Source organism: Streptomyces sediminimaris (assembly GCF_047049295.1).
GTDB lineage: Bacteria > Actinomycetota > Actinomycetes > Streptomycetales > Streptomycetaceae > Streptomyces > Streptomyces sediminimaris.
Genome location: NZ_JBJWOT010000001.1, coordinates 6,089,815 through 6,114,054 on the forward strand (window position 1 = coordinate 6,089,815; position 24,240 = coordinate 6,114,054).

Consider the following 24,240-nt stretch of genomic DNA (forward strand, 5'->3'; position numbering starts at 1 on the left):
ATTCGGCCCAACGAGCGTGTCCCAGGGGTGGTGGGGCCGCCCCGGATCGGGTACATACGATCGGGTAGAACCCATCGGTAACCGATAGGCCCGAGATCCCGATTCGCGGCGAGGTGAGCCTCATGTCCGCACCATCCAGCAAACCCACCGTCTCCGAACGTGAGGCCCGCCAGGTGGCGGAGGCGGCCCGGGAACAGGAGTGGCGCAAGCCCAGCTTCGCCAAGGAACTGTTCCTCGGCCGCTTCCGGCTCGACCTCATCCACCCCCACCCCATGCCGACCGACGAGGCCGCCCAGCGCGGCGAGGAGTTCCTCGCCAAACTGCGCGACTTCTGCGAGACGAAGGTCGACGGCGCCCTGATCGAGCGCGAGGGCCGGATCCCCGACGAGGTCATCAGCGGCCTCAAGGAGATCGGCGCCCTCGGCATGAAGATCGACACCCGGTACGGCGGCCTCGGCCTCACCCAGGTGTACTACAACAAGGCACTGACCCTGGCGGGCTCCGCCAGCCCCGCCGTCGGCGTGCTGCTGTCGGCGCACCAGTCGATCGGCGTACCGCAGCCGCTGAAGCTGTTCGGCACGCAGGAGCAGAAGGAGCGGTTCCTGCCCCGGTGCGCGCGCACCGACATCAGCGCCTTCCTGCTCACCGAGCCGGACGTCGGCTCCGACCCGGCGCGCCTGGCGACCACCGCGGTGCCCGACGGCGACGACTACGTCCTCGACGGCGTGAAGCTGTGGACCACCAACGGCGTCGTCGCCGACCTGCTCGTGGTGATGGCGCGGGTGCCGAAGGGCGAGGGCCGCAAGGGCGGCATCACCGCCTTCGTCGTGGAGACCAACTCGCCCGGCATCACCGTGGAGAACCGCAACGCCTTCATGGGCCTGCGCGGCATCGAGAACGGCGTCACCCGCTTCCACCAGGTCCGCGTCCCCGCCGCCAACCGCGTCGGCCCCGAGGGCGCCGGCCTGAAGATCGCGCTGACCACGCTGAACACCGGCCGCCTGTCGCTGCCCGCCTCCTGCGTGGCGGCCGGCAAGTGGTGCCTGAAGATCGCCCGCGAGTGGTCGGCGGCCCGCGAGCAGTGGGGCAAGCCCATCGCCCACCACGAGGCCGTGGGCGCCAAGATCTCCTTCATCGCGGCGACGACCTTCGCCCTGGAGGCCGTGCTCGACCTCTCCAGCCAGATGGCCGACGAGGACCGCAACGACATCCGGATCGAGGGCGCGCTCGCCAAGCTCTACGCCTCCGAGATGGGCTGGCGCATCGCCGACGAACTCGTCCAGATCCGCGGCGGCCGCGGCTTCGAGACGGCGGAGTCCCTCAAGGCCCGCGGCGAACGCGCCGTCCCCGCCGAGCAGGTCCTGCGCGACCTGCGGATCAACCGCATCTTCGAGGGCTCGACGGAGATCATGCACCTCCTCATCGCCCGCGAGGCGGTCGACGCCCACCTCAGCGTCGCCGGCGACCTCATCGACCCCGAGAAGTCCCTCCAGGACAAGGCGAAGGCGGGCGCCAACGCGGGCGTCTTCTACGCCAGGTGGCTTCCGAAACTGGTCGCCGGACCCGGGCAGCTCCCGGTCTCCTACGGCGAGTTCAAGCGCGAGGTCGACCTCTCCGCGCACCTGCGCTACGTCGAACGGCACGCCCGCAAGCTGGCCCGCGCCACCTTCTACGCCATGTCCCGCTGGCAGGGCAGGATGGAGACCAAGCAGGGCTTCCTGGGCCGTGTCGTGGACATCGGTGCCGAACTGTTCGCGATGAGCGCGGCCTGCGTACGGGCCGAGCTGCTGCGCGGCCAGGGCGACCACGGCCGCGAGGCCTACCAGCTCGCCGACGCCTTCTGCCGCCAGTCCCGCATCCGCGTCGAGGAACTCTTCGGCCGGCTGTGGAACAACACCGACGACCTCGACCGCAAGGTGGTCAAGGGCGTGCTCTCGGGCACCTACGAGTGGCTGGAGGACGGCATCGTCGATCCCTCGGGCGAGGGACCCTGGATCGCCGTGTCCGACCCCGGACCCTCACAGAAGGACAACGTCCACCGCCGCATCGGCTGACCCGCCGCACGTCCCGAGGGGTCCCCCCGAGGCATGATCTTCATGCCGTCCTCACAAGGGGGGATCCCGCCGCAACCCGGCGGAGCCAGACAAGCCACCCACCCGAGCGACGCACTGTGCTCCCGGCGGCGCGCCTCGGCAACAATGGAGGGATGAGCGACAGTCCAGCCCCACTCGCCGACCCGCATCTCGTCTACGACCCCGTGGCGGGCAGCGGCCCCAAGGACGTGGTGATCCTCGGCTCCACCGGGTCGATCGGCACCCAGGCCATCGACCTCGTACTGCGCAACCCCGACCGCTTCCGGGTCACCGGGCTCTCGGCCAACGGCGGCCGGGTCGCCCTCCTCGCCGAGCAGGCGCACCGGCTCCGGGTGCGGACCGTCGCGGTCGCCCGCGAGGACGCCGTGCCCGGGCTGCGCGAGGCGCTCGCCGAGCGGTACGGCGCGGGGGAGCCGCTGCCGGAGGTCCTCGCCGGGCCGGAGGCGGCCACGCACCTCGCCGCCTCCGACTGCCACACCGTGCTCAACGGCATCACCGGCTCCATCGGCCTCGCCCCGACCCTCGCCGCCCTGGAGGCGGGCCGCACCCTCGCGCTCGCCAACAAGGAATCGCTCATCGTCGGCGGCCCGCTGGTCAAGGCCCTCGCCAAGCCCGGGCAGATCATCCCGGTCGACTCCGAGCACGCGGCGCTGTTCCAGGCGCTGGCGGCCGGCACGCGCGCGGACGTACGGAAGATCGTCGTGACGGCCTCCGGCGGCCCCTTCCGCGGCCGTACCAAGGAGCAGCTGGCGGACGTCACCGTCGAGGACGCCCTGGCCCACCCCACCTGGGCCATGGGCCCGGTGATCACGATCAACTCCGCGACCCTGGTGAACAAGGGCCTGGAGGTGATCGAGGCGCACCTCCTCTACGACATTCCCTTCAGCCGGATTGAGGTGGTCGTGCATCCCCAGTCGTATGTCCACTCGATGATTGAGTTCACGGACGGATCGACGATCGCCCAGGCGACGCCCCCCGACATGCGCGGGCCGATCGCCGTCGGCCTCGGCTGGCCCGAGCGGATCCCCGACGCGGCCCCGGCCTTCGACTGGAGCAAGGCGTCGACGTGGGAGTTCTTCCCGCTCGACAACGACGCCTTCCCGTCGGTGAACCTCGCCCGGCACGTGGGTGAGCTCGCGGGCACCGCCCCGGCGGTGTTCAATGCGGCCAACGAGGAATGCGTGGAGGCGTTCCGCGGCGGAGCGCTGCCCTTCAACGGGATCATGGAGACCGTGACCCGGGTGGTGGAGGAGCACGGCACCCCGCCCACGGGAACTTCCCTCACCGTGTCGGACGTCCTCGAAGCGGAGACCTGGGCACGGACCCGGGCCCGGGAACTGACGGCGCAGACGGCTTCGGCCACCGCGGAGGCGCGTGCATGACATCCCTGATGATGGTCCTCGGCATAGTGATCTTCGTGGTCGGCCTGCTGGTCTCGATCGCGTGGCACGAGCTCGGGCACCTGTCCACCGCCAAGCTCTTCGGCATCCGGGTGCCGCAGTACATGGTGGGCTTCGGCCCGACCATGTGGTCCCGCAAGAAGGGCGACACGGAGTACGGCATCAAGGCCGTCCCGTTCGGCGGCTACATCCGCATGATCGGCATGTTCCCGCCCGGCGACGACGGCCGGATCGCCGCGCGCTCCTCGTCCCCCTGGCGCGGCATGATCGAGGACGCCCGCTCGGCCGCCTTCGAGGAGCTCAAGCCCGGGGACGAGGGCCGCCTGTTCTACACCCGCTCCCCCTGGAAGCGGGTCATCGTGATGTTCGCGGGCCCCTTCATGAACCTGGTCCTGGCCGTGGCGCTGTTCCTCACGGTCCTGATGGGCTTCGGCATCGCCCAGCAGACCACCACGGTCAGCTCGGTCTCGAAGTGCGTCATCGCCCAGAGCCAGAACCGCGACACCTGCAGGAAGGGCGACCCGGCCTCCCCGGCCGCGGCGGCGGGCCTCAAGGCCGGCGACAAGATCGTCTCCTTCGACGGGGTGCGGACGCACGACTGGGGCAAGCTCTCCGACCTCATCCGCGCCGCCCCGGGCAAGAACGTGGCGATCGTCGTCGACCGCAAGGGCCACGACGTCACCCTGCACGCGAAGATCGCCACCAACCAGGTCGCCAAGAAGGACTCCAGCGGCCAGGTGGTCCCCGGCAAGTACGTCACCGCCGGCTTCCTCGGCTTCAGCGCGGCCAACGGCGTGGTCCGCCAGGACTTCGGCGAGTCCGTGACCTGGATGGGCGACCGGATCAGCGAGACCGTCGACTCCCTCACAGCCCTGCCCGGCAAGATCCCGGCCCTGTGGAACGCGGCCTTCGACGGCGCCCCGCGTCAGCCCGACTCCCCGATGGGCGTGGTCGGCGCGGCCCGCGTCGGCGGCGAGATCTTCACGCTCGACATCCCGCCCACGCAGCAGCTGGCCACGGCCCTGATGCTGATCGCCGGCTTCAACCTGTCCTTGTTCCTGTTCAACATGCTCCCGCTGCTGCCCCTGGACGGCGGCCACATCGCCGGCGCCCTGTGGGAGTCCCTGCGCCGCAACCTCGCCCGCGTCCTGCGCCGCCCCGACCCGGGCCCGTTCGACGTGGCGAAGCTCATGCCGGTGGCGTACGTGGTGGCCGGGGTGTTCGTCTGCTTCACCCTCCTGGTCCTGGTGGCGGACGTCGTCAACCCCGTGAAAATCACCTAGACACCCGGAGTTCACGACGGCCTGGAACCCTCTGTTCCAGGCCGTCTTCCGTTGAGGGGGTTTACCGGGCGACGGGGTCCCCCCGCCGGGCGTATTCGAGGTGGGGGCGTGTTCGGGCCCGCGCCCGTGCCGTAATCTCGAAGTCTGGAGCCCGCTGCTGACGGGGCCGGACCTTGATCCACGACTTGGGGTTGCACAGCAGATGACTGCGATTTCTCTCGGCATGCCGTCCGTTCCGACCAAGCTCGCCGAACGGCGCAAGAGCCGGCGGATCCAGGTCGGATCCGTGGCCGTGGGCGGGGACGCCCCCGTGTCCGTGCAGTCGATGACCACGACCCGTACGTCGGACGTCGGCGCCACCCTGCAGCAGATCGCGGAACTCACCGCCTCCGGCTGCCAGATCGTGCGGGTGGCCTGTCCCACGCAGGACGACGCTGACGCGCTCGCGACCATCGCCAGGAAGTCGCAGATCCCGGTCATCGCCGACATCCACTTCCAGCCGAAGTACGTGTTCGCCGCGATCGAGGCGGGCTGCGCGGCGGTCCGCGTGAACCCCGGCAACATCAAGCAGTTCGACGACAAGGTCAAGGAGATCGCGCGGGCGGCCAAGGACCACGGCACCCCCATCCGCATCGGCGTGAACGCGGGCTCCCTCGACAAGCGGCTGCTGCAGAAGTACGGCCGCGCGACGCCGGAGGCGCTCGTCGAATCGGCGCTGTGGGAGGCGTCGTTGTTCGAGGAGCACGACTTCCGCGACATCAAGATCTCGGTCAAGCACAACGACCCGGTCGTGATGATCGAGGCCTACCGGCAGCTCGCCGCGCAGTGCGACTATCCGCTGCACCTGGGCGTGACGGAGGCCGGGCCCGCCTTCCAGGGCACGATCAAGTCGGCCGTCGCCTTCGGCGCCCTGCTCTCCCAGGGCATCGGCGACACCATCCGCGTCTCTCTGAGCGCTCCGCCGGTCGAGGAGGTCAAGGTCGGCAACCAGATCCTGGAGTCCCTCAACCTCAGGCAGCGCGGCCTGGAGATCGTCTCCTGCCCGTCCTGCGGCCGCGCCCAGGTCGACGTCTACAAGCTGGCCGAGGAGGTCACCGCGGGCCTGACCGGCATGGAGGTCCCGCTGCGCGTCGCCGTCATGGGCTGCGTGGTGAACGGCCCGGGCGAGGCCCGCGAGGCCGACCTCGGCGTCGCCTCCGGCAACGGCAAGGGCCAGATCTTCGTCAAGGGCGAGGTCATCAAGACCGTCCCCGAGTCCAAGATCGTCGAGACACTCATCGAGGAGGCGATGAAGATCGCCGAGCAGATGCAGGAGGACGGCACGGAGTCCGGAGAGCCGTCGGTCTCGGTGACGGGCTGAGGGACGTCTGACCGAGGGCGCCTGCCGGGCCGCGCTTTCAAGCCGGTTCCGGCGATCCCAGCCCGTCCGGCGCTCGAGGACGAGGCCCGTTCAGGGCCGAAGCGGGGCCCGGGGGCAGCCGCCCCCGGACAGCACGGCAGCCAAGGCGCACTTGACAACGGACGGGGGCGGCACGCCGAAGCTTCCGCAGGTACAGTGCGGAGATCAGCAGAACCCGCAGCGTGAGGCCCCCGCGTGTTGACCCAGACCACCTCCCGGGTGCTCGAACCGAGCGACCTGGACGCCGCGCTCGCCGTCCTCGACCGCGAGCCGGTCGCGAACGCCTTCGTGACGTCGCGGGTCCGGGTCGCGGGCCTCGACCCGTGGCGCCTGGGCGGCGAGATGTGGGGCTACTACGAGGAGGGCATGCTGACCTCCCTCTGCTACGCCGGCGCCAACCTGGTCCCGATCTGCGCCACCCCGCGCGCCGTGCGCGCCTTCGCCGACCGCGCCCGCAGGGCCGGCCGCCGCTGTTCCTCGATCGTCGGCCCCGCCGGGCCCACCGCCGAGCTGTGGCGCCTGCTGGAACCCGGCTGGGGACCGGCCCGCGAGGTCCGCGCCCACCAGCCCCTGATGGTCACCGACCGCATGCCCGACGACATCGCCCCGGACCCCTACGTCCGCCGTATCCGCAAGGACGAGATGGACACGATCATGCCGGCGTGCGTGGCGATGTTCACCGAGGAGGTCGGCGTCTCGCCGCTCGCCGGGGACGGCGGGCTGCTGTACCAGGCGCGCGTCGCCGAACTCGTCGGCGCCGGACGCTCCTTCGCCCGCCTCGACGAGCGGGGCAGGGTCGTCTTCAAGGCCGAGATCGGCGCGGCGACCGCCCAGGCCTGCCAGATCCAGGGCGTGTGGGTGGCACCCGAGTACCGGGGGCAGGGGATCGCCGCGCCCGGCATGGCGGCCGTGCTCCGCTACGCGCTCGCCGACGTGGCCCCGATCGCCAGCCTCTACGTCAACGACTTCAACACCCCGGCGCGGAAGGCCTACCTGCGGGTGGGGTTCCAGGAGGTCGGCGCCTTCATGAGCGTTCTGTTCTGAGGGACGACAAGGACGGGCGCCCTCCGGCAGCGCGCGGAACCGCGTGCCGAGCACCGTACCCACGGTCCGACGACGGCCGGCGCTCCCCTGTACTCTCCCCCCATGCGTCTTCCCGGTCACGGACACCGCCGCAGGACCGACGACGTCGTGATCGGTCCTCTCGACCTGTCGTCGCACGTCGACGAGGCCCTCGCGGTCCAGGCCGTGGCCTTCGGCCTGGGCGCGGACGAGGTCGCCGTACGCCGTCAGATCGTCCTGCGCCACATGACCTACCCCGGCGCGCGCGCCCTCGGCGCCACCGCCGGCGGGCGCCTCGTCGGGTTCGTCTACGGGATGCCGAACGACCGCACGCACTGGTGGTCCACGGTCGTGGAGCCGTACCTGCGCGCGCAGGGTCACGACGACTGGCTCGACGACTCCTTCGTGATCACCGAGCTGCACGTCCACCCCGGCCACCAGAACCGCGGCATCGGCCGCCGTCTGATCACGGCCATCACCGACGGCGCGGCCGAGCCCCGCTCGATCCTCTCGGCGATCGACGTGGACAGCCCGGCCCGCGGGCTCTACCACTCCCTCGGCTACCAGGACCTGGCCCGCCAGGTCCTCTTCCCCAGCGCCCCGAAGCCGTACGCGGTGATGGGCGCTCCGCTGCCGCTGCGGCGCCCATAACCGATTTCCACCGCAACCGGCCCCCCGGCTAACCTCCTGCCATCACCTTCCCCCGCTCCCGGCCTCGCTCGAGCGGGGGAACCCCCAGCAGCAGGAGTACGAGAACCATGGCGAACGCACCGGTCCAGCGGATGTCCCAGTTGATGGCCAAGACGCTGCGTGACGACCCGGCGGACGCCGAGGTCCTCAGCCACAAGCTGCTCGTCCGGGCCGGTTACGTGCGCCGCACCGCGGCCGGCATCTGGAGCTGGCTGCCGCTCGGCAGGAAGGTCCTCGGCAACATCGAGCGGATCGTCCGCGAGGAGATGGACGCGATCGGCGCCCAGGAGGTGCTGCTGCCCGCCCTGCTGCCCAGGGAGCCGTACGAGGCGACCGGCCGCTGGGAGGAGTACGGCGCCGAGCTGTTCCGCCTGAAGGACCGCAAGGGCGGCGACTACCTCCTCGGCCCGACCCACGAGGAGATCTTCACCCTGCTGGTGAAGGACCAGGCGTCCTCCTACAAGGACCTGCCGGTCATCCTCTACCAGATCCAGCACAAGTACCGCGACGAGGCCCGTCCGCGGGCCGGCATCCTGCGCGGCCGCGAGTTCCTGATGAAGGACTCCTACTCCTTCGACACCGAGGACGAGGGCCTGGCCCGGTCCTACGCCCTGCACCGCGAGGCGTACCAGCGGATCTTCGAGCGCCTCGGCCTCGACTACCGCATCTGCGCCGCGACCGCGGGCGCCATGGGCGGCTCCAAGTCGGAGGAGTTCCTCGCCCCGGCCGAGGCCGGCGAGGACACCTTCGCGGACTGCCCGAACTGCGACTTCGCGGCCAACACCGAGGCGATCACGTACGAGCTGAGGCCGGTGGACGGCTCCGGCGTGCCGGCCGTCGAGGAGCTCGACACCCCGGACACCCCGACCATCGAGACGCTCGCCGCCTTCCTCGGCGTCCCGGCCTCCGCCACGCTGAAGAACCTCCTGGTGAAGGTCGACGGCGAGATCGTCGCCATCGGCGTGCCGGGCGACCGCGAGGTCGACCTGGGCAAGGTCGAGGCGCACTTCGCCCCGGCGCTCGTCGAGATGGTCACCGAGGCGGACTTCGCGGGCCGCCCGGACCTGGTCCGCGGCTACGTCGGCCCGCAGGGATTGGGCGAGAAGGTGAAGTACATCGCCGACCCGCGCGTGGCGCCGGGCACCGCCTGGACCACCGGTGCCAACAAGCCGGGCGTCCACGCCAGGAACGTCCTCGCCGGCCGTGACTTCGAGGTCGGGGAGTACGTCGACGTCGTGGTCGTCCAGGACGGCGACCCCTGCCCGAAGTGCGGCACCGGCCTCAAGCTGGACCGCGCCATCGAGATCGGCCACATCTTCCAGCTCGGCCGCAAGTACGCCGACGCCCTCAAGCTCGACGTCCTCGGCCAGAACGGCAAGCCCGTCCGCGTCACGATGGGCTCCTACGGCATCGGCGTCTCCCGCGCGGTCGCGGCCCTCGCCGAGCAGAGCGCCGACGAGCAGGGCCTGTGCTGGCCGGCCGAGGTCGCCCCGGCCGACGTGCACGTGGTGGCCGCGGGCAAGGCCCTGCAGACCGAGTTGGCCCTGGAGGTCTCCGAGAAGCTGCGGGCGGCCGGCCTGCGCGTGCTGGTCGACGACCGCGCCGGGGTCTCCCCGGGCGTGAAGTTCACCGACTCCGAGCTGATCGGCGTACCGAAGATCCTGGTCGCCGGCCGCCGCGCCGCCGACGGGGTGCTGGAGCTGAAGGACCGCAGGAGCGGTGAGCGCGAGGAGCTGACGGTGGACGAGGCGATCGCCCGCCTGACCGCCTGAGCGGCCCCCCGGGAAGACCGGGGGACCGCTCCCCTCCCGCCGGGGACGCTTCGGCGCGCCCCGGCGGGAGGGGAACGCTCATGACGGCGCCGCGGCCCGGGCGCGTCGCGTCGTCCTAGAGCCAGCCGGCGAACTCCAGCAACAGCTCCGCGTCCTTCGAGCGCCCCACCCGGAGCGCCCGCACACCGGACTCCACGGCCCGGAACAGCGTCCACCCCCGCAGCCGCTCCTGGTCCACGTCCAGCGATTCCGCGAGCCGCTTCACCCTGCGCCGGGTGGTCGACGCCCCCGACGGCGAGGCGATCAGGTCCTCCACCCGGTCGCGCACCAGCCGCGCCAGGTCGAAGGCGCACTCACCGACGACCGGATCGGGCCCGACCGCCAGCCAGGGCATCCGCTCACCGGCCAGCACCTTGCTCTGCCGGAACGTCCCGTGCAGCAGCCGGTACTCGGGCGGAGCCGCCAGCAACGACTCGCGCGCGGCCACCGCCGCGTCGACCAGCGCCGCCACGTCGCCGACATCTGCCGCGGCGCTCCGCATCGCGTCGGCCTGCCGCCCGGTCCGTTCGGTGACCGTCTCGAAGGGGTGCCCGGCGGGGGGCTCCACCCACAGCCGCCGCAGCGTGCCCGCGGCCTCCAGCAGGGCCTTCGCCTCCGGCAGCGACCGCACCGACACCTCCGGGTGCAGCCGCTCCAGCAACAGCACACCCGCCACGGTGAAGGGCTCAAGGAGCTGTACGGCGCCCACACCGCCCCAGTGCGCGAGAGCGGCCCGCTCGCTCTCCGGCCGCGCCCGGGGCGGCGCCAGCTTGAGCACCGCGGGAGCGCCGTCCGGCCCGTGCACCAGCACCACCAGGCTGCTGCGCCCGCCGGGCACCTGCACCCGCTCCACGGTCAACTCGCGTAGCGCGACGGCCTGCTGCGCCGCTTCGGGCAGCTTCTCCAGCCAGTCGTCGCCGTCGGGTGCCGTCTCGCCGAGCGCCCTGACCAGACGCTGCGGCGGTTCGAAAGCCATACGCGAGTCGTTCCCTTCCAGTACGCGTTACGCCGTGGGTGCCGACGGGGGCGGGGCCGTGGCCGCCCGCTCGGCGAGCCCAGGGAAGGCTACGCTCTCGCCGCTCCAGCGCACCGCCCGCACCGCCGCCTCCCGCAGCGCCTCGGCGGCCGAACGCCGCTGTCCGCCCCGGGCCGCCCGCACGAGGTCGGAGTACACCCCGGCGATCCGTTCCTCCAGCTGCGCGGCGAACCGTACGGCCGCGGCCGAGTCCGGCACCGGGAACGGCAGCGCGTACCCGGGCGCCGCGGCCACCGGGGTGCCGCCCAGGTCCCGGATCCTGCGGGTCAGCGCGTCCCGCCGGGCCCGGTGCGCGTCGTAGGCCGACCGCGCCTCGGCCCGCCGAGCCTCGCGGATCCGCCCGCCGACGACGCCGTAGCCGTAGACGGCCGCGTGCTCGGCGGCCAGCGCCGCCTGCAGTGCCTTCAGCTCCTTCTGGTCCGTCCCGCCGCTCATCGGGCACCCTCCGTCAGCAGATACGCGTGCGCCGCGCCGGCCGCCGCCACCGAGGCCAGCAGCCGGGCCAGCTCGCCCGGCACGTCCGGGAGCGCGGCCACGCGCCGGTCGGACAGGGCCCGCTCGGCGGCGGCCAGCTCGGCCAGCGCGTCCTTCTCGCTCGCCGGCGTGGTGGAGACCGCCCCGGACGCGGATGGTGAGGCCGACGCCGACGGTGACGCCGAGCCCCCCTGCGCGCCCGTCCCCCCGAACGCCTCCGCGTGCCGCACGACCTCCGCCCGCAGCGGCCCCAGCCGCGCGGCCACCTGCGGATGCGCGGCGATCACGGCGTCGTAGCGCCCGACCATCCCCGCGCTGTCCCGCGCCGCCCGCGCCCGCGCCCTGCGCGTCACCGACTGACTCCCCGAGGCGCTCTCCTCGGCCTTCCGGGCCCCGTCGGTACAGCCCGTCAGCAGGGCGGCACCGGCGGCCGAAGCGAACAGAGATCTCCTGCGCGGCCCCGAGGGGGTCCGCGGGGGTGGGGGGTACGACACGGCTGACGTCCTCGGGGGGTGCGTACGAACACATGGGCGGGAACCCGCCCGCCGTGATCACGTTACCCGCGAAGTGGCCCACCTCATATCACCGGCTCCACCGCCCGCCCCCAGGAGCGCGGCGAACCGCGCGACCGGCCGTGGGCGGCCCGCAGCCGGAGGCGGGCGACCGGTTCCGTGCCCATGGACGCCCGATCCCGCCGCCGGAGGCGGTGGCAGGACACAACACACCTCGCGACCGGATACGCTTTGACCAGACACGCGACCTTCCCACAACAGCACACGCGGCCGAGGAGTCACCCGGATGAGCACCACCCAGAGCGAGAGGCTGCGAGAGCTCCTGGAACCGCTCGTCACCGCCCAGGGCCTGGATCTCGAAGAGATCGCAGTGGACTCCGTCGGACGCAAGCGTGTGCTGCGCGTCGTCGTCGACTCCGGCACCGGGGCGGACCTGGACCAGATCGCCGATGTGAGCCGCGCGCTCTCGGCGAGGCTCGACGAGACGGACGCGATGGGCGCGGGCGAGTACACGCTCGAGGTCGGCACCCCGGGCGCGGAGCGTCCCCTCACGGAGCACCGGCACTACGTGCGTGCCGTGGGCCGCCTGGTGAAGTTCCAGCTGGCCGGGGGCGGAGAGCTGGTGGCCAGGATCCTGAAGGCCGACGACGACGGCCTCGATCTCGAGGTCCCCGGGGTCAAGGGCCGCAGGCCCACCGGGCGCAGACTCGCCTTCTCGGACATCGACAGGGCCCGCGTGCAGGTCGAGTTCGGTCGCAAGGACGACGAGAAGCCCAACCAGAAGGAAGAGGAGGCGTAGCCGTGGACATCGACATGAGTGCCCTGCGGGGCTTGGTACGGGAGAAGGAGATCTCCTTCGACCTGCTGGTCGAGGCGATCGAGTCGGCCCTCCTCATCGCCTACCACCGCACCGAGGGAAGCCGCCGGCACGCGCGCGTGGAGCTCAACCGGGAGACCGGGCATGTGACCGTGTGGGCGAAGGAGGACCCCGAGGACCTCGAAGAGGGCCAGGAGGCCCGCGAGTTCGACGACACCCCGTCCGGCTTCGGCCGTATCGCCGCCACCACCGCCAAACAGGTCATCCTGCAGCGGCTGCGCGACGCCGAGGACGACGCGACGCTCGGTGAGTACGCCGGCCGCGAGGGCGACATCGTCACCGGCGTGGTCCAGCAGGGCCGCGACCCGAAGAACGTGCTCGTGGACATCGGCAGGCTCGAGGCCATCCTGCCGGTCCAGGAGCAGGTGCCGGGCGAGACGTATCCGCACGGGATGCGGCTGCGCTCGTACGTCGTACGGGTGGCGAAGGGCGTCCGCGGCCCGTCCGTCACCCTCTCGCGCACCCACCCCAATCTGGTGAAGAAGCTCTTCGCCCTGGAGGTGCCGGAGATCGCCGACGGCTCCGTGGAGATCGCCGCGATCGCCCGCGAGGCCGGCCACCGCACCAAGATCGCCGTCCGCTCCACCCGTTCGGGCCTGAACGCCAAGGGCGCCTGCATCGGGCCCATGGGCGGCCGGGTGCGCAACGTGATGGGCGAGCTGAACGGCGAGAAGATCGACATCGTCGACTGGTCCGACGACCCGGCCGAGATGGTGGCGAACGCCCTGTCCCCGGCGCGGGTCTCGAAGGTCGAGGTCGTCGATCTCGCCGCCCGCTCCGCGCGCGTGACGGTCCCGGACTACCAGCTGTCGCTCGCGATCGGCAAGGAAGGGCAGAACGCCCGGCTCGCGGCCCGGCTCACCGGCTGGCGGATCGACATCCGCCCGGACACCGAGCAGCCCGCGGAGCGGCACGGGGAATAGATCCGAGCCGCCGATGGTTGGGATCACGACAGTTGTATGCGCGGAACTGTTCGATTCTTGCCCCAAAGGGGTGAGGTCGCTCGGGGGAGGTAGACTTAGCAGTGTCTGGCCGGACGCGTGCCCGCGCATGCCCTGAGCGCACCTGTGTGGGGTGCAGGCAGCGAGCGGCCAAGAAGGATCTGCTGCGGACCGTGGCGATCGAGGGCGCGTGCGTCCCCGATGATCGCGGTACGCTGCCCGGCCGGGGAGCCTATGTGCACCCCGCCCCGGTCTGTCTGGACCTGGCGGTACGCCGCCGGGCGTTCACACGGGCGCTGCGCGTCCGGGGAACGCTCGACACACAGGCGTTGCGCCTCTATGTCGAGCAGGCAACACCGTAAGAAGCGTCGTGCGGAACCGCCGTGCGGCCCAGGTACCTCGCGAGTCGGAAGTAGGTCGAGATTGCGATGAGCACTCGATGAGTACGCGATGAGTACGCCCATGAAGTAGCGACGGTCCGGCCGCAACCCGGACCTAAAAGGAGCGAAGTGGCTAAGGTCCGGGTATACGAACTCGCCAAGGAGTTCGGCGTGGAGAGCAAGGTCGTCATGGCCAAGCTCCAAGAACTCGGTGAATTCGTCCGTTCGGCGTCTTCGACCATCGAAGCGCCAGTGGTCCGCAAACTGACGGACGCCCTCCAGCAGGGCAACGGAGGCGGCAAGCCCGCCCCCGCCCGCAAGGCTGCCCCGGCGAAGCCGGCAGCCCCCTCTCCGGCGCAGGCCGCCCGCCCGGCCGCCCCGCGCCCGCCGGCCCCCAAGCCGGCCGCCGCCGAGAAGCCCGCGGCTCCCGCCGCGCCAGCTGCTCCCGGCCCCCGTCCCACCCCGGGCCCGAAGCCCGCGCCGCGGCCCGCCCCGGCGTCCCCGGCTCCGACCGCGCCCGAGTTCACGGCGCCTCCGGCGGCTCCCGCCGCACCCGCCTCCGGCCCCCGTCCCGGCGCCCCGCGTCCGGGCGGCCAGGCTCCTCGTCCGGGCGCCCGTCCGGGCGGCGGCCAGGGCGGCCAGGGCCGTGGCGGCGAGCGCTCCGGCGGCGCGCGTCCGGGTGGCCAGGGCCCGCGTCCCGGTGCCCGTCCGGCCGGTCCGCGTCCGGGCAACAACCCCTTCACCTCCGGCGGCTCCACCGGCATGGCGCGCCCGCAGGCGCCCCGTCCGGGCGGCGCCCCGCGTCCCGGCGGCCCGGGTGCCCCCGGCGGCGCTCCGCGTCCGCAGGGCTCCGGCCAGGGCCCGCGCCCGCAGGGTGCCTCGGGCGGTCCCCGTCCGCAGGCTCCGGGCGGCTCGCGTCCGACCCCCGGTGGCATGCCCCGCCCGCAGGGCGGCGGTCCCCGTCCCGGCGGCGGCCCGCGTCCCAACCCCGGCATGATGCCGCAGCGGCCCGCTGCCGGCCCGCGTCCCGGCGGCGGTGGCCCCGGTGGCCGCGGTCCCGGTGGCGGCGGTCGTCCCGGTGGCGGCGGTCGTCCGGGCGGCGGCGGCTTCGCCGGCCGTCCCGGTGGCGGTGGCGGCGGCTTCGCCGGCCGTCCCGGTGGCGGCGGTGGCGGCTTCGCCGGCCGTCCCGGCGGTCCCGGTGGCGGCGGTGGCCGTCCCGGCTTCGGCGGTCGTCCCGGTGGTCCGGGCGGTCGTGGCGGCACGCAGGGCGCCTTCGGCCGTCCCGGCGGTCCCGCGCGCCGCGGCCGCAAGTCGAAGCGGCAGAGGCGCCAGGAGTACGAGGCCATGCAGGCCCCGTCGGTCGGCGGCGTGATGCTGCCCCGCGGCAACGGCGAGTCCATTCGCCTGTCGCGCGGTGCCTCCCTCACCGACTTCGCGGAGAAGATCAACGCCAACCCGGCGTCGCTCGTCGCGGTCATGATGAACCTGGGCGAGATGGTCACGGCCACGCAGTCCGTCTCCGACGAGACGCTGCAGCTGCTCGCCGACGAGATGAACTACACGGTCCAGATCGTCAGCCCCGAGGAGGAGGACCGCGAGCTTCTCGAGTCCTTCGACCTGGAGTTCGGCGAGGACGAGGGCACCGAGGAGGACCTGGTCGTCCGTCCGCCGGTGGTGACCGTCATGGGTCACGTCGACCACGGTAAGACCCGGCTGCTCGACGCCATCCGCAAGACGAACGTCATCGCGGGCGAGGCCGGCGGCATCACCCAGCACATCGGTGCCTACCAGGTCGCGACCGAGGTCAACAACGAAGAGCGCAAGATCACCTTCATCGACACCCCGGGTCACGAGGCGTTCACCGCCATGCGTGCCCGCGGTGCGAAGTCGACCGACATCGCGATCCTGGTCGTCGCGGCCAACGACGGCGTCATGCCGCAGACGGTCGAGGCGCTCAACCACGCCAAGGCGGCCGAGGTCCCGATCGTCGTCGCGGTCAACAAGATCGACGTCGAGGGCGCGGACCCGACCAAGGTGCGCGGTCAGCTGACCGAGTACGGCCTGGTCGCCGAGGAGTACGGCGGCGACACGATGTTCGTCGACATCTCCGCCAAGCAGGGTCTGCACATCGACTCGCTGCTCGAGGCCGTGATCCTCACGGCCGACGCCTCGCTCGACCTGCGGGCCAACCCGGACCAGGACGCGCAGGGCATCTCGATCGAGTCCCGTCTCGACCGCGGCCGCGGTGCCGTGGCGACGGTCCTCGTCCAGCGAGGCACCCTGCGGGTCGGCGAGACGATGGTCGTGGGCGACGCCTACGGCCGGGTGCGCGCCATGCTCGACGACAACGGCAACAACGTCGCCGAGGCCGGCCCGTCGACGCCGGTCCAGGTCCTGGGCCTGACCAACGTCCCGGGTGCGGGCGACAACTTCATCGTGGTGGACGAGGACCGTACGGCCCGTCAGATCGCGGAGAAGCGCGCCGCCCGCGAGCGCAACGCCGCGTTCGCCAAGCGCACGCGCCGCGTCTCCCTCGAGGACCTGGACAAGGTGCTCAAGGCCGGCGAGGTCCAGCAGCTCAACCTCATCATCAAGGGTGACGCTTCCGGTTCCGTCGAGGCGCTCGAGTCGTCGCTGCTCCAGCTGGACGTCGGCGAAGAGGTCGACATCCGCGTCCTGCACCGCGGCGTCGGTGCGGTCACGGAGTCGGACATCGACCTGGCGATGGGCTCCGACGCCATCGTGATCGGCTTCAACGTCCGCGCGGCGGGCCGCGCGGCGCAGATGGCCGAGCGCGAGGGCGTGGACGTCCGGTACTACTCGGTCATCTACCAGGCGATCGAGGAGATCGAGGCGGCCCTCAAGGGCATGCTCAAGCCGGAGTTCGAGGAGGTCGAGCTCGGCACGGCGGAGATCCGCGAGGTCTTCCGTTCGTCCAAGCTGGGCAACATCGCGGGTGTGCTCATCCGCTCCGGCGAGGTCCGCCGCAACACCAAGGCGCGCCTCATCCGCGACGGCAAGGTCATCGCGGAGAACCTCAACATCGAGGGCCTGCGTCGCTTCAAGGACGACGTCACCGAGATCCGCGAAGGGTTCGAGGGCGGTATCAACCTCGGCAACTTCAACGACATCAAGGTCGACGACGTCATCGCGACGTACGAGATGCGGGAGAAGCCGCGCGTCTGACCGGCACGGCACGCGATCGGGGCCGATCGGCGGGAGCGAATTTCCGTCGATCGGCCCCGGCCGTTGCGTGTACGGTTCCGGTATCGGCGCCGCAGCGGCGCCCGTACCCCGAACCGGCGGGACATCCGGATACACACATGTATGTGGGGACTCTGTCCTTCGACCTGCTCCTCGGCGACGTCCACTCGCTCAAGGAGAAACGCTCTGTCGTCCGTCCGATCGTGGCCGAGCTCCAGCGGAAGTACGCGGTGAGCGCGGCGGAGACGGACCACCAGCACCTCCACCGCAGGGCCGAGATCGGGCTCGCGGTGGTCTCGGGGGAATGGGGACACCTCACCGACGTACTGGACCGCTGCGAGCGGCTGGTCGCCGGGCGGCCCGAGGTGGAACTGCTCTCGGTTCGACGCAGGCTCCACAGCGACGAAGACTGAAGCAAGAAGTAAGCACTTAAGGAGACGGACCAGTGGCCGACAACGCGCGTGCCAAGAGGCTGGCGGACCTCATCCGAGAGGTGGTGGCCCAGAAGCTGCAGCGCGGGATCAAGGACCCGCGGCTCGGCTCGCACGTCACCATCACGGACACCCGGGTCACCGGGGACCTGCGGGAGGCGACCGTCTTCTACACGGTGTACGGGGACGACGAGGAGCGCAAGGCCGCGGCCGCCGGTCTGGAGAGCGCCAAGGGCGTGCTGCGCTCCGCGGTCGGCGCGGCGGCGGGCGTGAAGTTCACGCCGACGCTGACCTTCGTGGCGGACGCCCTGCCGGACAACGCCCGGACCATCGAGGACCTCCTCGACAAGGCGCGGCAGTCCGACGCGAAGGTGCGCGAGGTCTCCGCCGGCGCCGCCTACGCCGGTGAGGCCGACCCGTACAAGAAGCCGGGCGAGGACGAGGACGACGCCGCCGAATGACCCAGCACAACCGGACGCCCGACGGGCTTGTCGTCGTCGACAAGCCGTCGGGCTTCACCTCGCACGACGTGGTCGCCAAGATGCGCGGCATCGCCCGCACCCGGCGCGTCGGCCACGCCGGCACCCTCGACCCCATGGCGACGGGCGTGCTCGTCCTCGGCGTCGAGCGGGCCACCAAGCTGCTCGGTCACCTCGCGCTGACGGAGAAGGAGTACCTGGGCACGATCCGGCTGGGGCAGACGACGGTCACGGACGACGCGGAGGGCGAGATCACGGGGTCGCACGACGCCTCGAAGGTCACCCGCGAGGCCGTCGACGCCGGGATCGCCGCACTGACCGGCGACATCATGCAGGTGCCGTCGAAGGTGAGCGCCATCAAGATCGACGGCGTGCGCTCCTACAAGCGGGCCCGGGAGGGCGAGGACTTCGAGATCCCGGCCCGGCCGGTCACCGTCTCCTCCTTCGCGGTGTACGACACGCGGGAGGCCGTCGCCGAGGACGGCACCCCGGTGCTGGACCTCGTGGTCTCCGTCGTCTGCTCCTCAGGTACCTATATCCGGGCCCTGGCCCGGGACCTGGGCGCCGCCCTGGGCGTCGGGGGCCACCTCACCGCGCTGCGCCGCACCCGCGTCGGCCCGTACCGGCTGGACGCCGCCCGGACCCTGGACCAGCTCCAGCAGGAGCTGACCGTGCTGCCGGTCGCCGAGGCGGCCGCGGCCGCGTTCCCGCGCTGGGACGTGGACGCCCGCAGGGCCCGGCTGCTGACCAACGGCGTGCGGCTCGACATGCCGGAGATGTACGCGGGCGGCGGCCCCGTCGCCGTCTTCGACCCCGACGGGCGCCTGCTCGCGCTCGTCGAGGAGCACCAGGGCCGGGCGAAGAGCCTGGCCGTCTTCGGCTGAGGCCCGCAGCGGGGGACACCGGGGCCGTGTGCCCGTGGAGCGGCGATCACGGGGTCGCGCCGCCGCTCCACGGTCCCCCCTCGGTTCCCCCACCCATAGGGTGTATCCAACGGCCCCCGCCTGTTCACCCGTGCGGGCAGGCGCTCGGAGTGAACCGAGGGAGCGGAAGGGGGCGCGTTCGTCCCGCGATCTGTCCCGCTGATCATCGCGCGCCTACCGTCGAAGGGTGGGCACAGGTGTACGGCGGGGAGGTTCGGTCATGGCGGCACGGGGCCCGCGGACCGGGGGCGGACACCGGCAGGCGGACGGCGCGCGCGGCGGACGCGCGCGTGCCGCGGACCCCGCGGCTCCCGACGCCGCCGTGGTCCGCATCCGCGACCTGGCCGGCCGCCCCCGCGGCACCGGCTTCGTGGCGGACCACCACGGCACCGTGATCACCAGCCACGAGGCCGTCGACGGTCTCGCCCGGCTGGTCCTGCACGCCGCCGGCGACCGCACCTGCCTCGTGACCGCCGACGCGGTGACCCCGCTGCCCGCCCTGGACCTGGCCCTCGTACGCACCGAGGGCCTGGACGTGGACCCGCTGCCGGTCACGGCGCGGGAGCGGGTCGAGTCGGGCACGTACGTGCGGGTGGCCGCCGGATGCTGGCGCGAGGCACGGGTGCTCCACGCGACCTCCGTGACCTACGCGGCGACGGACCGCTTCCATCTCCTCGAGGAGGCGCTGGAACTGGCGATCGGCACCGACGGCCGCGACGCGCTGCGGCTCGGCGGAGGCGCGGCCGGGGGACCGGTGCTGGACGCCGGGACCGGCGCCGTGGTGGGTGTCCTCGGCACCGCGCTGCACTCCGGACACCGCGACGTCGGGTTCGCCGTCCCGCTCCTGCCCGCACCGGACGGCCCGCTGGCCGACCTGCTCGCCCGCAACGCCGCGACCGTCCCCGCCTACGGGCCGGACCTCAACCTCGCGGGCGTGCTGGCACTGACGGCGACGTCCGTGGGGCAGGACGGGCCCGCTCCGGCCGGCCGGGCGGGCGATGCGGTCGAGCCGGTCGAACGGGACGCCGTGGCACGGGAGTTCGCCGCGTTCATGGGTGGCCCGGCCACCGTCCTCGGCCTCGTCGGCGCTCCGGGCAGCGGCCGTACGACGGAGCTCGCCTCGCTCGCCGCGCGCCGCGCTCGCGGTGCCGCGCCGGCCCCCACGCTGTGGCTGCGCGGCGCCGACCTGAAGGACGACGACACCTCGGTCGCGGACGCGGCCCGCCGGGCGCTGACCCGTGCCGCCCGTATCGTCGCGGCGTCCGGGCCGGGCGGCGGCCTCGGCGACATCACCCCGGAGCGCCTGGCCGGCGCGGCACGCGCCGCGGGACGCCCGCTGCTGCTCCTGCTGGACGGCCCCGAGGAGATGCCGCCCGCGCCTGCCCACCACCTGCGGCAGTGGGCGCGGGGGACGGCGAGCTGGCTGGGGGAGACGGGGGCGCGGCTGGCGGTGGCGTGCCGGGCGGAGTACTGGGAGCGGGCGGGAGCGCAGTTCCCGGAAGGGTCGCTGTACGCGGGACCCGCCCCCGGAGGGCTGCCGCCGTGCCTGCGCCTGGGCGACCTGCTACCGGACGAGGCCCGCACGGCCCGCGCGCGCTACGGCATCCCCGAGGGCGTGCTGGAGGACGCCGACGCCCGCCATCCGCTCACCCTCCGCCTGCTCTCGGAGGTCGGTGCCGCTCTCCCCGGCGCCCCTCACGCGCGCGTGGACCGCGACGACGTCTTCTCCGCCCACCTCGACCTGATGTGCCTGCGCGTCGCCGTCCGGCTGGCCGCCGGGAACGGGCTGCGCGGCACCGCGGTACGGCGCCTCGCCGCGAAGGTCGCCGGACAGGTCCACGAGGCCGCCCGCCGCAGCCTCGGCTCCGGGCAGGGCGAGCTGGACCGCGGGACGTTCGAGGCGTTGTTCCCGTGGGGCCCCGCGCCCGCACGGCTTGGCGGCGGCGCCGGCTGGGCGTCCGCCGTCCTCACCGAGGGCCTCCTGGTCCCCGCGGGCAGCGGCTACCGCTTCGCCCACGAGGAACTCGCCGACTGGATCCAGGGCATGCACCTCGACCTCGACGAGGCCCTCGAGGCCCTGGTCCACCGCCCTGCCCCGGACGGCGGCCCCGTCCCGGCCGTGCCGCACCACCGCATCGGCCCCGTCGTACAGGCCCTGCTCCTGCTCGCCCGCCAGCACGGCCCCCACCGACTCGCCGACCGCCTGCGGGAGCTGGCGCACGCCCTGGACACCGGCCCGCGGTCCTGGTGGCCCGCCCGCCTCCTCACGGAGACCTTGCTGCGCGTACCGGACGCCAGGCCGTACGAGCCGGTCCTGAGCCTGCTCGTGGACCGGCTGGTGGCGGCGCGGGGGCAGGACGGTGGCCGCGATGGGGTGGCTTCCTGGGGGGACGGCGGCCGGTTCGGGGCGTCTTACCGGGGGGACGGCGGCCGGTTCGGAGCGGCTTCCCAGGAGGACGGCGGCCGGTTCGGGGTGGCCTTTCGGGGGAACGGCGGCCGGTTCGGAGCGGCTTCCCAGGAGGACGACGACCGATTCGCGGTGGCTTCCGGGCGGTACGGGTCCGCAGTGGTCTCCCTGGAGGACGGCGACGGGCCCGCGGAGGCTCACCGGGAGGAGGGCGACGGGCCGGGGGCCGTGTTCCGGCAGGAGGGCGATGGGCACGGGGCGGTGCTTCGGGAGGAAAGCGATGGGCCCGCGGAGGCTTACCCGGAGGAGGTCGGCGGGCAGAGGGCCGTGTTCCCGGAGGAGGGCGGCGGGCCCGGGTCGGTTTTCCGGGAGGAAGGCGATCGGCGCCCCGCTGCCGAACTCCTGACTGCCTTCGGCCCCGGGTTCTGGATTGCCCTGGCCCTCCCGCAGGCCGACCGAATCGACCTCCTGCGCCGTCTCCTCCTCGCGGACGGGCCGCCGCAGGAGCCCGGCCTCCGTTTCCTGGACGCCGTTTCCCATCTCCTCGCCGCGGACCCCGCCGGCGTACAGCCGCTGCTCACGCACTGGTTCGACGACGACCGGCCGCTCCCCGCCACCCCGCACGCGACCGTCGCCGAGGCGGCGCAGGCGCTGCTGCACACCCACCGGCACCTCGCCCTGGACGGACTGACCGAGGTGCTCCTCGACAGCGCGCACCGGCGGGCCGACGAACTGCTCGCCGTACTGGCGGAGGACGAGCCCTCGGCCATGTGCCGGGCCGTCGACCGGTGGGCGCACGACGAGCGGCCCGCACGGCGGGTGGCGGCCGTGACGTACGGCCTGTGTGCCGCGCCGCACGTCCGTTCCGGGGCCGACCGCGAACTGCTGCGCTACGCCGCCCTCGCCCTGCTCGCCCGCCCCGCCGACGCCCCCCTGCACGGCGGCGCACTGGCCCTGCTCGTGCGGGACCCCCGCACCCGTGCCCGCCATCTCCCGCGGGCGCTGCGGCACTTCGTGGCCGACGACCCGCGCTTCCCGCCGAGCGCGCTGGTCCCCGCGCTGGCCACCCACCCGGAGCCGGTCCTGGACGCCTTCCGCGAGCGGCTGCGCGGGCCGGACGCCGGGCGGGTACTGCGCACGCTCGCCGACATCACCACGCCCACCCTCGCGCGAAGGGCCGCCGCGCTGGTGCGCGAGGCGGTACGGGGACGACCGGAGACCGCCGCGGACGTGGCCGCATACGTCGACCGGCGGCTCGACCAGGGACCGACGGCCCGGGCCGTGCTCCTGCCCCTGGTCACCGGTCTGCTCGACGGCGGCCCGGAGGAGGTGCGGGCCGCGCTCGCCGCCGTCCTCGCCGCCCCCGGCGCGCCCGCCTCCCGCCCGATGCGCCGCGAACTCCTCGACGTCCTCCTGACGCACGAACAGGCCCCCGCCGTCCTGGACGCCCTGCTGCACGCCACGGGACGGCGCGCCGGGGACGACACGCGCGAACTGGTGCACCGCACCGGTCTGCTCCTCGTCCGCACCCCGGACGGCGCCGCCCGTTTCGACCGCGGCCTGGTCGACCTGGCCCGGCACGTCCCCGGCTTCGCCGCCCGCGTGACGGGCTGGCTGGCCGACGCCCCGCAGGACTGGGCCGCGGTGGTCGGCCCCAGCGCCCGCCGGACGATCGAGAACCTCGCCGGCGTCCGTGTGCCCGCCTGAGCTGCCCTCCCGCGTGCGCCGGGTCACAGCCACCATGCCGATGCGGGCGGTCCGCGCCCGGCATGGCACCCTTGGACCTGCGTAAGAGGTCGAAAGACACACATCGGGTTCGAGGAGCGGTCACAGTGCAGCGCTGGCGTGGCTTGGAGGACATCCCCGAGGACTGGGGGCGCAGCGTCGTCACCATCGGTTCCTACGACGGGGTCCACCGCGGCCACCAGCTGATCATCCGGCACGCCGTGGACCGCGCGCGTGAGCTGGGCGTTCCCTGCGTGGTCGTCACCTTCGACCCGCACCCCAGCGAGGTCGTCCGGCCCGGCAGCCACCCGCCGCTGCTCGCCCCGCACCACCGCCGCGCCGAACTCATGGCGGACCTGGGCGTGGACGCGGTCCTGATCCTTCCCTTCACCACGGAGTTCTCGAAGCTCTCTCCCGCGGACTTCGTCGTCAAGGTCCTGGTCGACAAGCTGCACGCCAGGGCGGTCGTCGAGGGCCCCAACTTCCGCTTCGGCCACAAGGCCGCGGGCAACGTCGAGTTCCTCGCCGAGCAGGGCAAGGTCTACGACTTCGAGGTCGAGGTCGTCGACCTGTACGTGAGCGGCGAGGCGGGCGGCGGCGAACCCTTCTCCTCCACCCTGACCCGGCGCCTGGTCGCCGAGGGCGACGTCCGGGGCGCGGCGGAGATCCTGGGCCGCCCGCACCGTGTGGAGGGCGTGGTGGTCCGAGGGGCCCAGCGCGGCCGCGAACTGGGCTTCCCGACGGCCAACGTCGAGACGCTGCCCCACACCGCGATCCCCGCCGACGGCGTGTACGCCGGCTGGCTGCAGGCCCAGGGCGAGTCGATGCCGGCCGCCATCTCCGTCGGCACCAACCCGCAGTTCGACGGCACCGAGCGCACGGTGGAGGCGTACGCCATCGACCGCGTGGGCCTCGACCTCTACGGCCTGCACGTGGCCGTCGACTTCCTCTCCTTCGTCCGCGGCCAGGCCAGGTTCGAGTCGCTGGAGGCCCTGCTGGAGCAGATGGGCGAGGACGTCAAGCGGTGCCGGGAGCTGGTGGCGGCCGCCGGGTAGTTCCCCCTACGTCGACGAAGGGCGGCCGGTGCCTGTGGGCACCGGCCGCCCTTCGTGC

19 protein-coding genes are annotated in these 24,240 nt (G+C 73.0%); 16 read left to right on the forward strand and 3 right to left on the reverse strand.

Annotated elements, in window-relative coordinates:
* The first annotated feature begins 122 nt into the window (after positions 1–122).
* The 7 genes from ACJ9NR_RS28375 (at position 123) to ACJ9NR_RS28405 (ending at position 9,699) form a co-directional block, all read left to right on the forward strand.
* Positions 123–2,054, forward strand: a complete 1,932-nt coding sequence (locus ACJ9NR_RS28375; protein WP_412492131.1) for an acyl-CoA dehydrogenase family protein — start codon at positions 123–125, stop codon at positions 2,052–2,054.
* Between the two features lie 152 nt (positions 2,055–2,206).
* Positions 2,207–3,475, forward strand: a complete 1,269-nt coding sequence (gene dxr, locus ACJ9NR_RS28380; protein WP_412492130.1) for a 1-deoxy-D-xylulose-5-phosphate reductoisomerase — start codon at positions 2,207–2,209, stop codon at positions 3,473–3,475.
* An 8-nt stretch (positions 3,476–3,483) separates the two neighbouring features.
* Positions 3,484–4,776, forward strand: a complete 1,293-nt coding sequence (locus ACJ9NR_RS28385) for a M50 family metallopeptidase (RefSeq protein WP_412492396.1) — start codon at positions 3,484–3,486, stop codon at positions 4,774–4,776.
* A gap of 202 nt (positions 4,777–4,978) precedes the next feature.
* Positions 4,979–6,136, forward strand: coding sequence for a flavodoxin-dependent (E)-4-hydroxy-3-methylbut-2-enyl-diphosphate synthase (gene ispG, locus ACJ9NR_RS28390; protein WP_412492129.1), 1,158 nt, complete (start codon positions 4,979–4,981; stop codon positions 6,134–6,136).
* 234 nt (positions 6,137–6,370) lie between these two features.
* Positions 6,371–7,219, forward strand: coding sequence for a GNAT family N-acetyltransferase (locus ACJ9NR_RS28395; protein WP_412492128.1), 849 nt, complete (start codon positions 6,371–6,373; stop codon positions 7,217–7,219).
* Between the two features lie 102 nt (positions 7,220–7,321).
* Positions 7,322–7,888 (forward strand): GNAT family N-acetyltransferase, encoded by a 567-nt coding sequence (locus ACJ9NR_RS28400; RefSeq protein ID WP_412492127.1) that lies wholly within the window; start codon positions 7,322–7,324, stop codon positions 7,886–7,888.
* Between the two features lie 107 nt (positions 7,889–7,995).
* Positions 7,996–9,699 (forward strand): proline--tRNA ligase, encoded by a 1,704-nt coding sequence (locus ACJ9NR_RS28405; protein ID WP_412492126.1) that lies wholly within the window; start codon positions 7,996–7,998, stop codon positions 9,697–9,699.
* Between the two features lie 115 nt (positions 9,700–9,814).
* On the opposite strand, the gene ACJ9NR_RS28410 is transcribed toward ACJ9NR_RS28405, so the two are convergent.
* Genes ACJ9NR_RS28410 through ACJ9NR_RS28420 form a run of 3 tightly spaced genes read right to left on the reverse strand, consistent with a single transcriptional unit; the run spans position 9,815 to position 11,742 of the window.
* Entirely contained in the window at positions 9,815–10,714 is a 900-nt protein-coding gene (locus tag ACJ9NR_RS28410) for an aminoglycoside phosphotransferase family protein (protein WP_412492125.1), read from the reverse strand.
* Between the two features lie 27 nt (positions 10,715–10,741).
* On the reverse strand, positions 10,742–11,209 hold the full coding sequence (locus ACJ9NR_RS28415) for a ferritin-like domain-containing protein (RefSeq protein ID WP_412492124.1): 468 nt from the start codon (positions 11,207–11,209) through the stop codon (positions 10,742–10,744).
* The gene (locus ACJ9NR_RS28420) at positions 11,206–11,742 is read right to left on the reverse strand and encodes a hypothetical protein (RefSeq protein WP_412492123.1); all 537 of its coding nucleotides are present in this window, start codon (positions 11,740–11,742) and stop codon (positions 11,206–11,208) included. Before ACJ9NR_RS28420 ends, ACJ9NR_RS28415 begins: the two co-directional genes overlap by 4 nt.
* A 304-nt stretch (positions 11,743–12,046) precedes the next feature.
* Here ACJ9NR_RS28420 and rimP point away from each other — a divergent pair, with 304 nt between their 5' ends.
* From rimP to ACJ9NR_RS28465, 9 genes are all read left to right on the forward strand, one after another.
* Complete coding sequence (gene rimP, locus ACJ9NR_RS28425) at positions 12,047–12,559, forward strand: ribosome maturation factor RimP (protein ID WP_412492122.1); 513 nt, start codon at positions 12,047–12,049, stop codon at positions 12,557–12,559.
* Between the two features lie 2 nt (positions 12,560–12,561).
* A complete protein-coding gene (gene nusA, locus ACJ9NR_RS28430; RefSeq protein ID WP_412492121.1) occupies positions 12,562–13,560 on the forward strand; it encodes a transcription termination factor NusA in 999 nt (332 codons plus the stop codon).
* A 101-nt stretch (positions 13,561–13,661) separates the two neighbouring features.
* Positions 13,662–13,940 carry a YlxR family protein gene (locus ACJ9NR_RS28435; RefSeq protein ID WP_412492120.1) on the forward strand — a complete coding sequence of 93 codons (279 nt, stop codon included), beginning with the start codon at positions 13,662–13,664 and terminating at the stop codon, positions 13,938–13,940.
* A gap of 147 nt (positions 13,941–14,087) precedes the next feature.
* The gene (gene infB, locus ACJ9NR_RS28440; protein WP_412492119.1) at positions 14,088–17,144 is read left to right on the forward strand and encodes a translation initiation factor IF-2; all 3,057 of its coding nucleotides are present in this window, start codon (positions 14,088–14,090) and stop codon (positions 17,142–17,144) included.
* A gap of 137 nt (positions 17,145–17,281) precedes the next feature.
* Positions 17,282–17,575 carry a DUF503 domain-containing protein gene (locus tag ACJ9NR_RS28445; protein WP_412492118.1) on the forward strand — a complete coding sequence of 98 codons (294 nt, stop codon included), beginning with the start codon at positions 17,282–17,284 and terminating at the stop codon, positions 17,573–17,575.
* Positions 17,576–17,607: 32 nt separating this feature from the next.
* Positions 17,608–18,054 carry a 30S ribosome-binding factor RbfA gene (gene rbfA, locus ACJ9NR_RS28450; RefSeq protein WP_412492117.1) on the forward strand — a complete coding sequence of 149 codons (447 nt, stop codon included), beginning with the start codon at positions 17,608–17,610 and terminating at the stop codon, positions 18,052–18,054.
* Entirely contained in the window at positions 18,051–18,956 is a 906-nt protein-coding gene (gene truB, locus ACJ9NR_RS28455; RefSeq protein WP_412492116.1) for a tRNA pseudouridine(55) synthase TruB, read from the forward strand. The genes rbfA and truB overlap by 4 nt, the downstream gene beginning before the upstream one ends.
* Positions 18,957–19,215: 259 nt before the next feature.
* Positions 19,216–23,109, forward strand: a complete 3,894-nt coding sequence (locus ACJ9NR_RS28460; protein WP_412492115.1) for a trypsin-like peptidase domain-containing protein — start codon at positions 19,216–19,218, stop codon at positions 23,107–23,109.
* Between the two features lie 125 nt (positions 23,110–23,234).
* Positions 23,235–24,182: a bifunctional riboflavin kinase/FAD synthetase gene (locus ACJ9NR_RS28465; protein ID WP_412492114.1), complete on the forward strand. Its 948-nt coding sequence runs from the start codon at positions 23,235–23,237 to the stop codon at positions 24,180–24,182.
* The last annotated feature ends 58 nt before the right edge of the window (positions 24,183–24,240 follow it).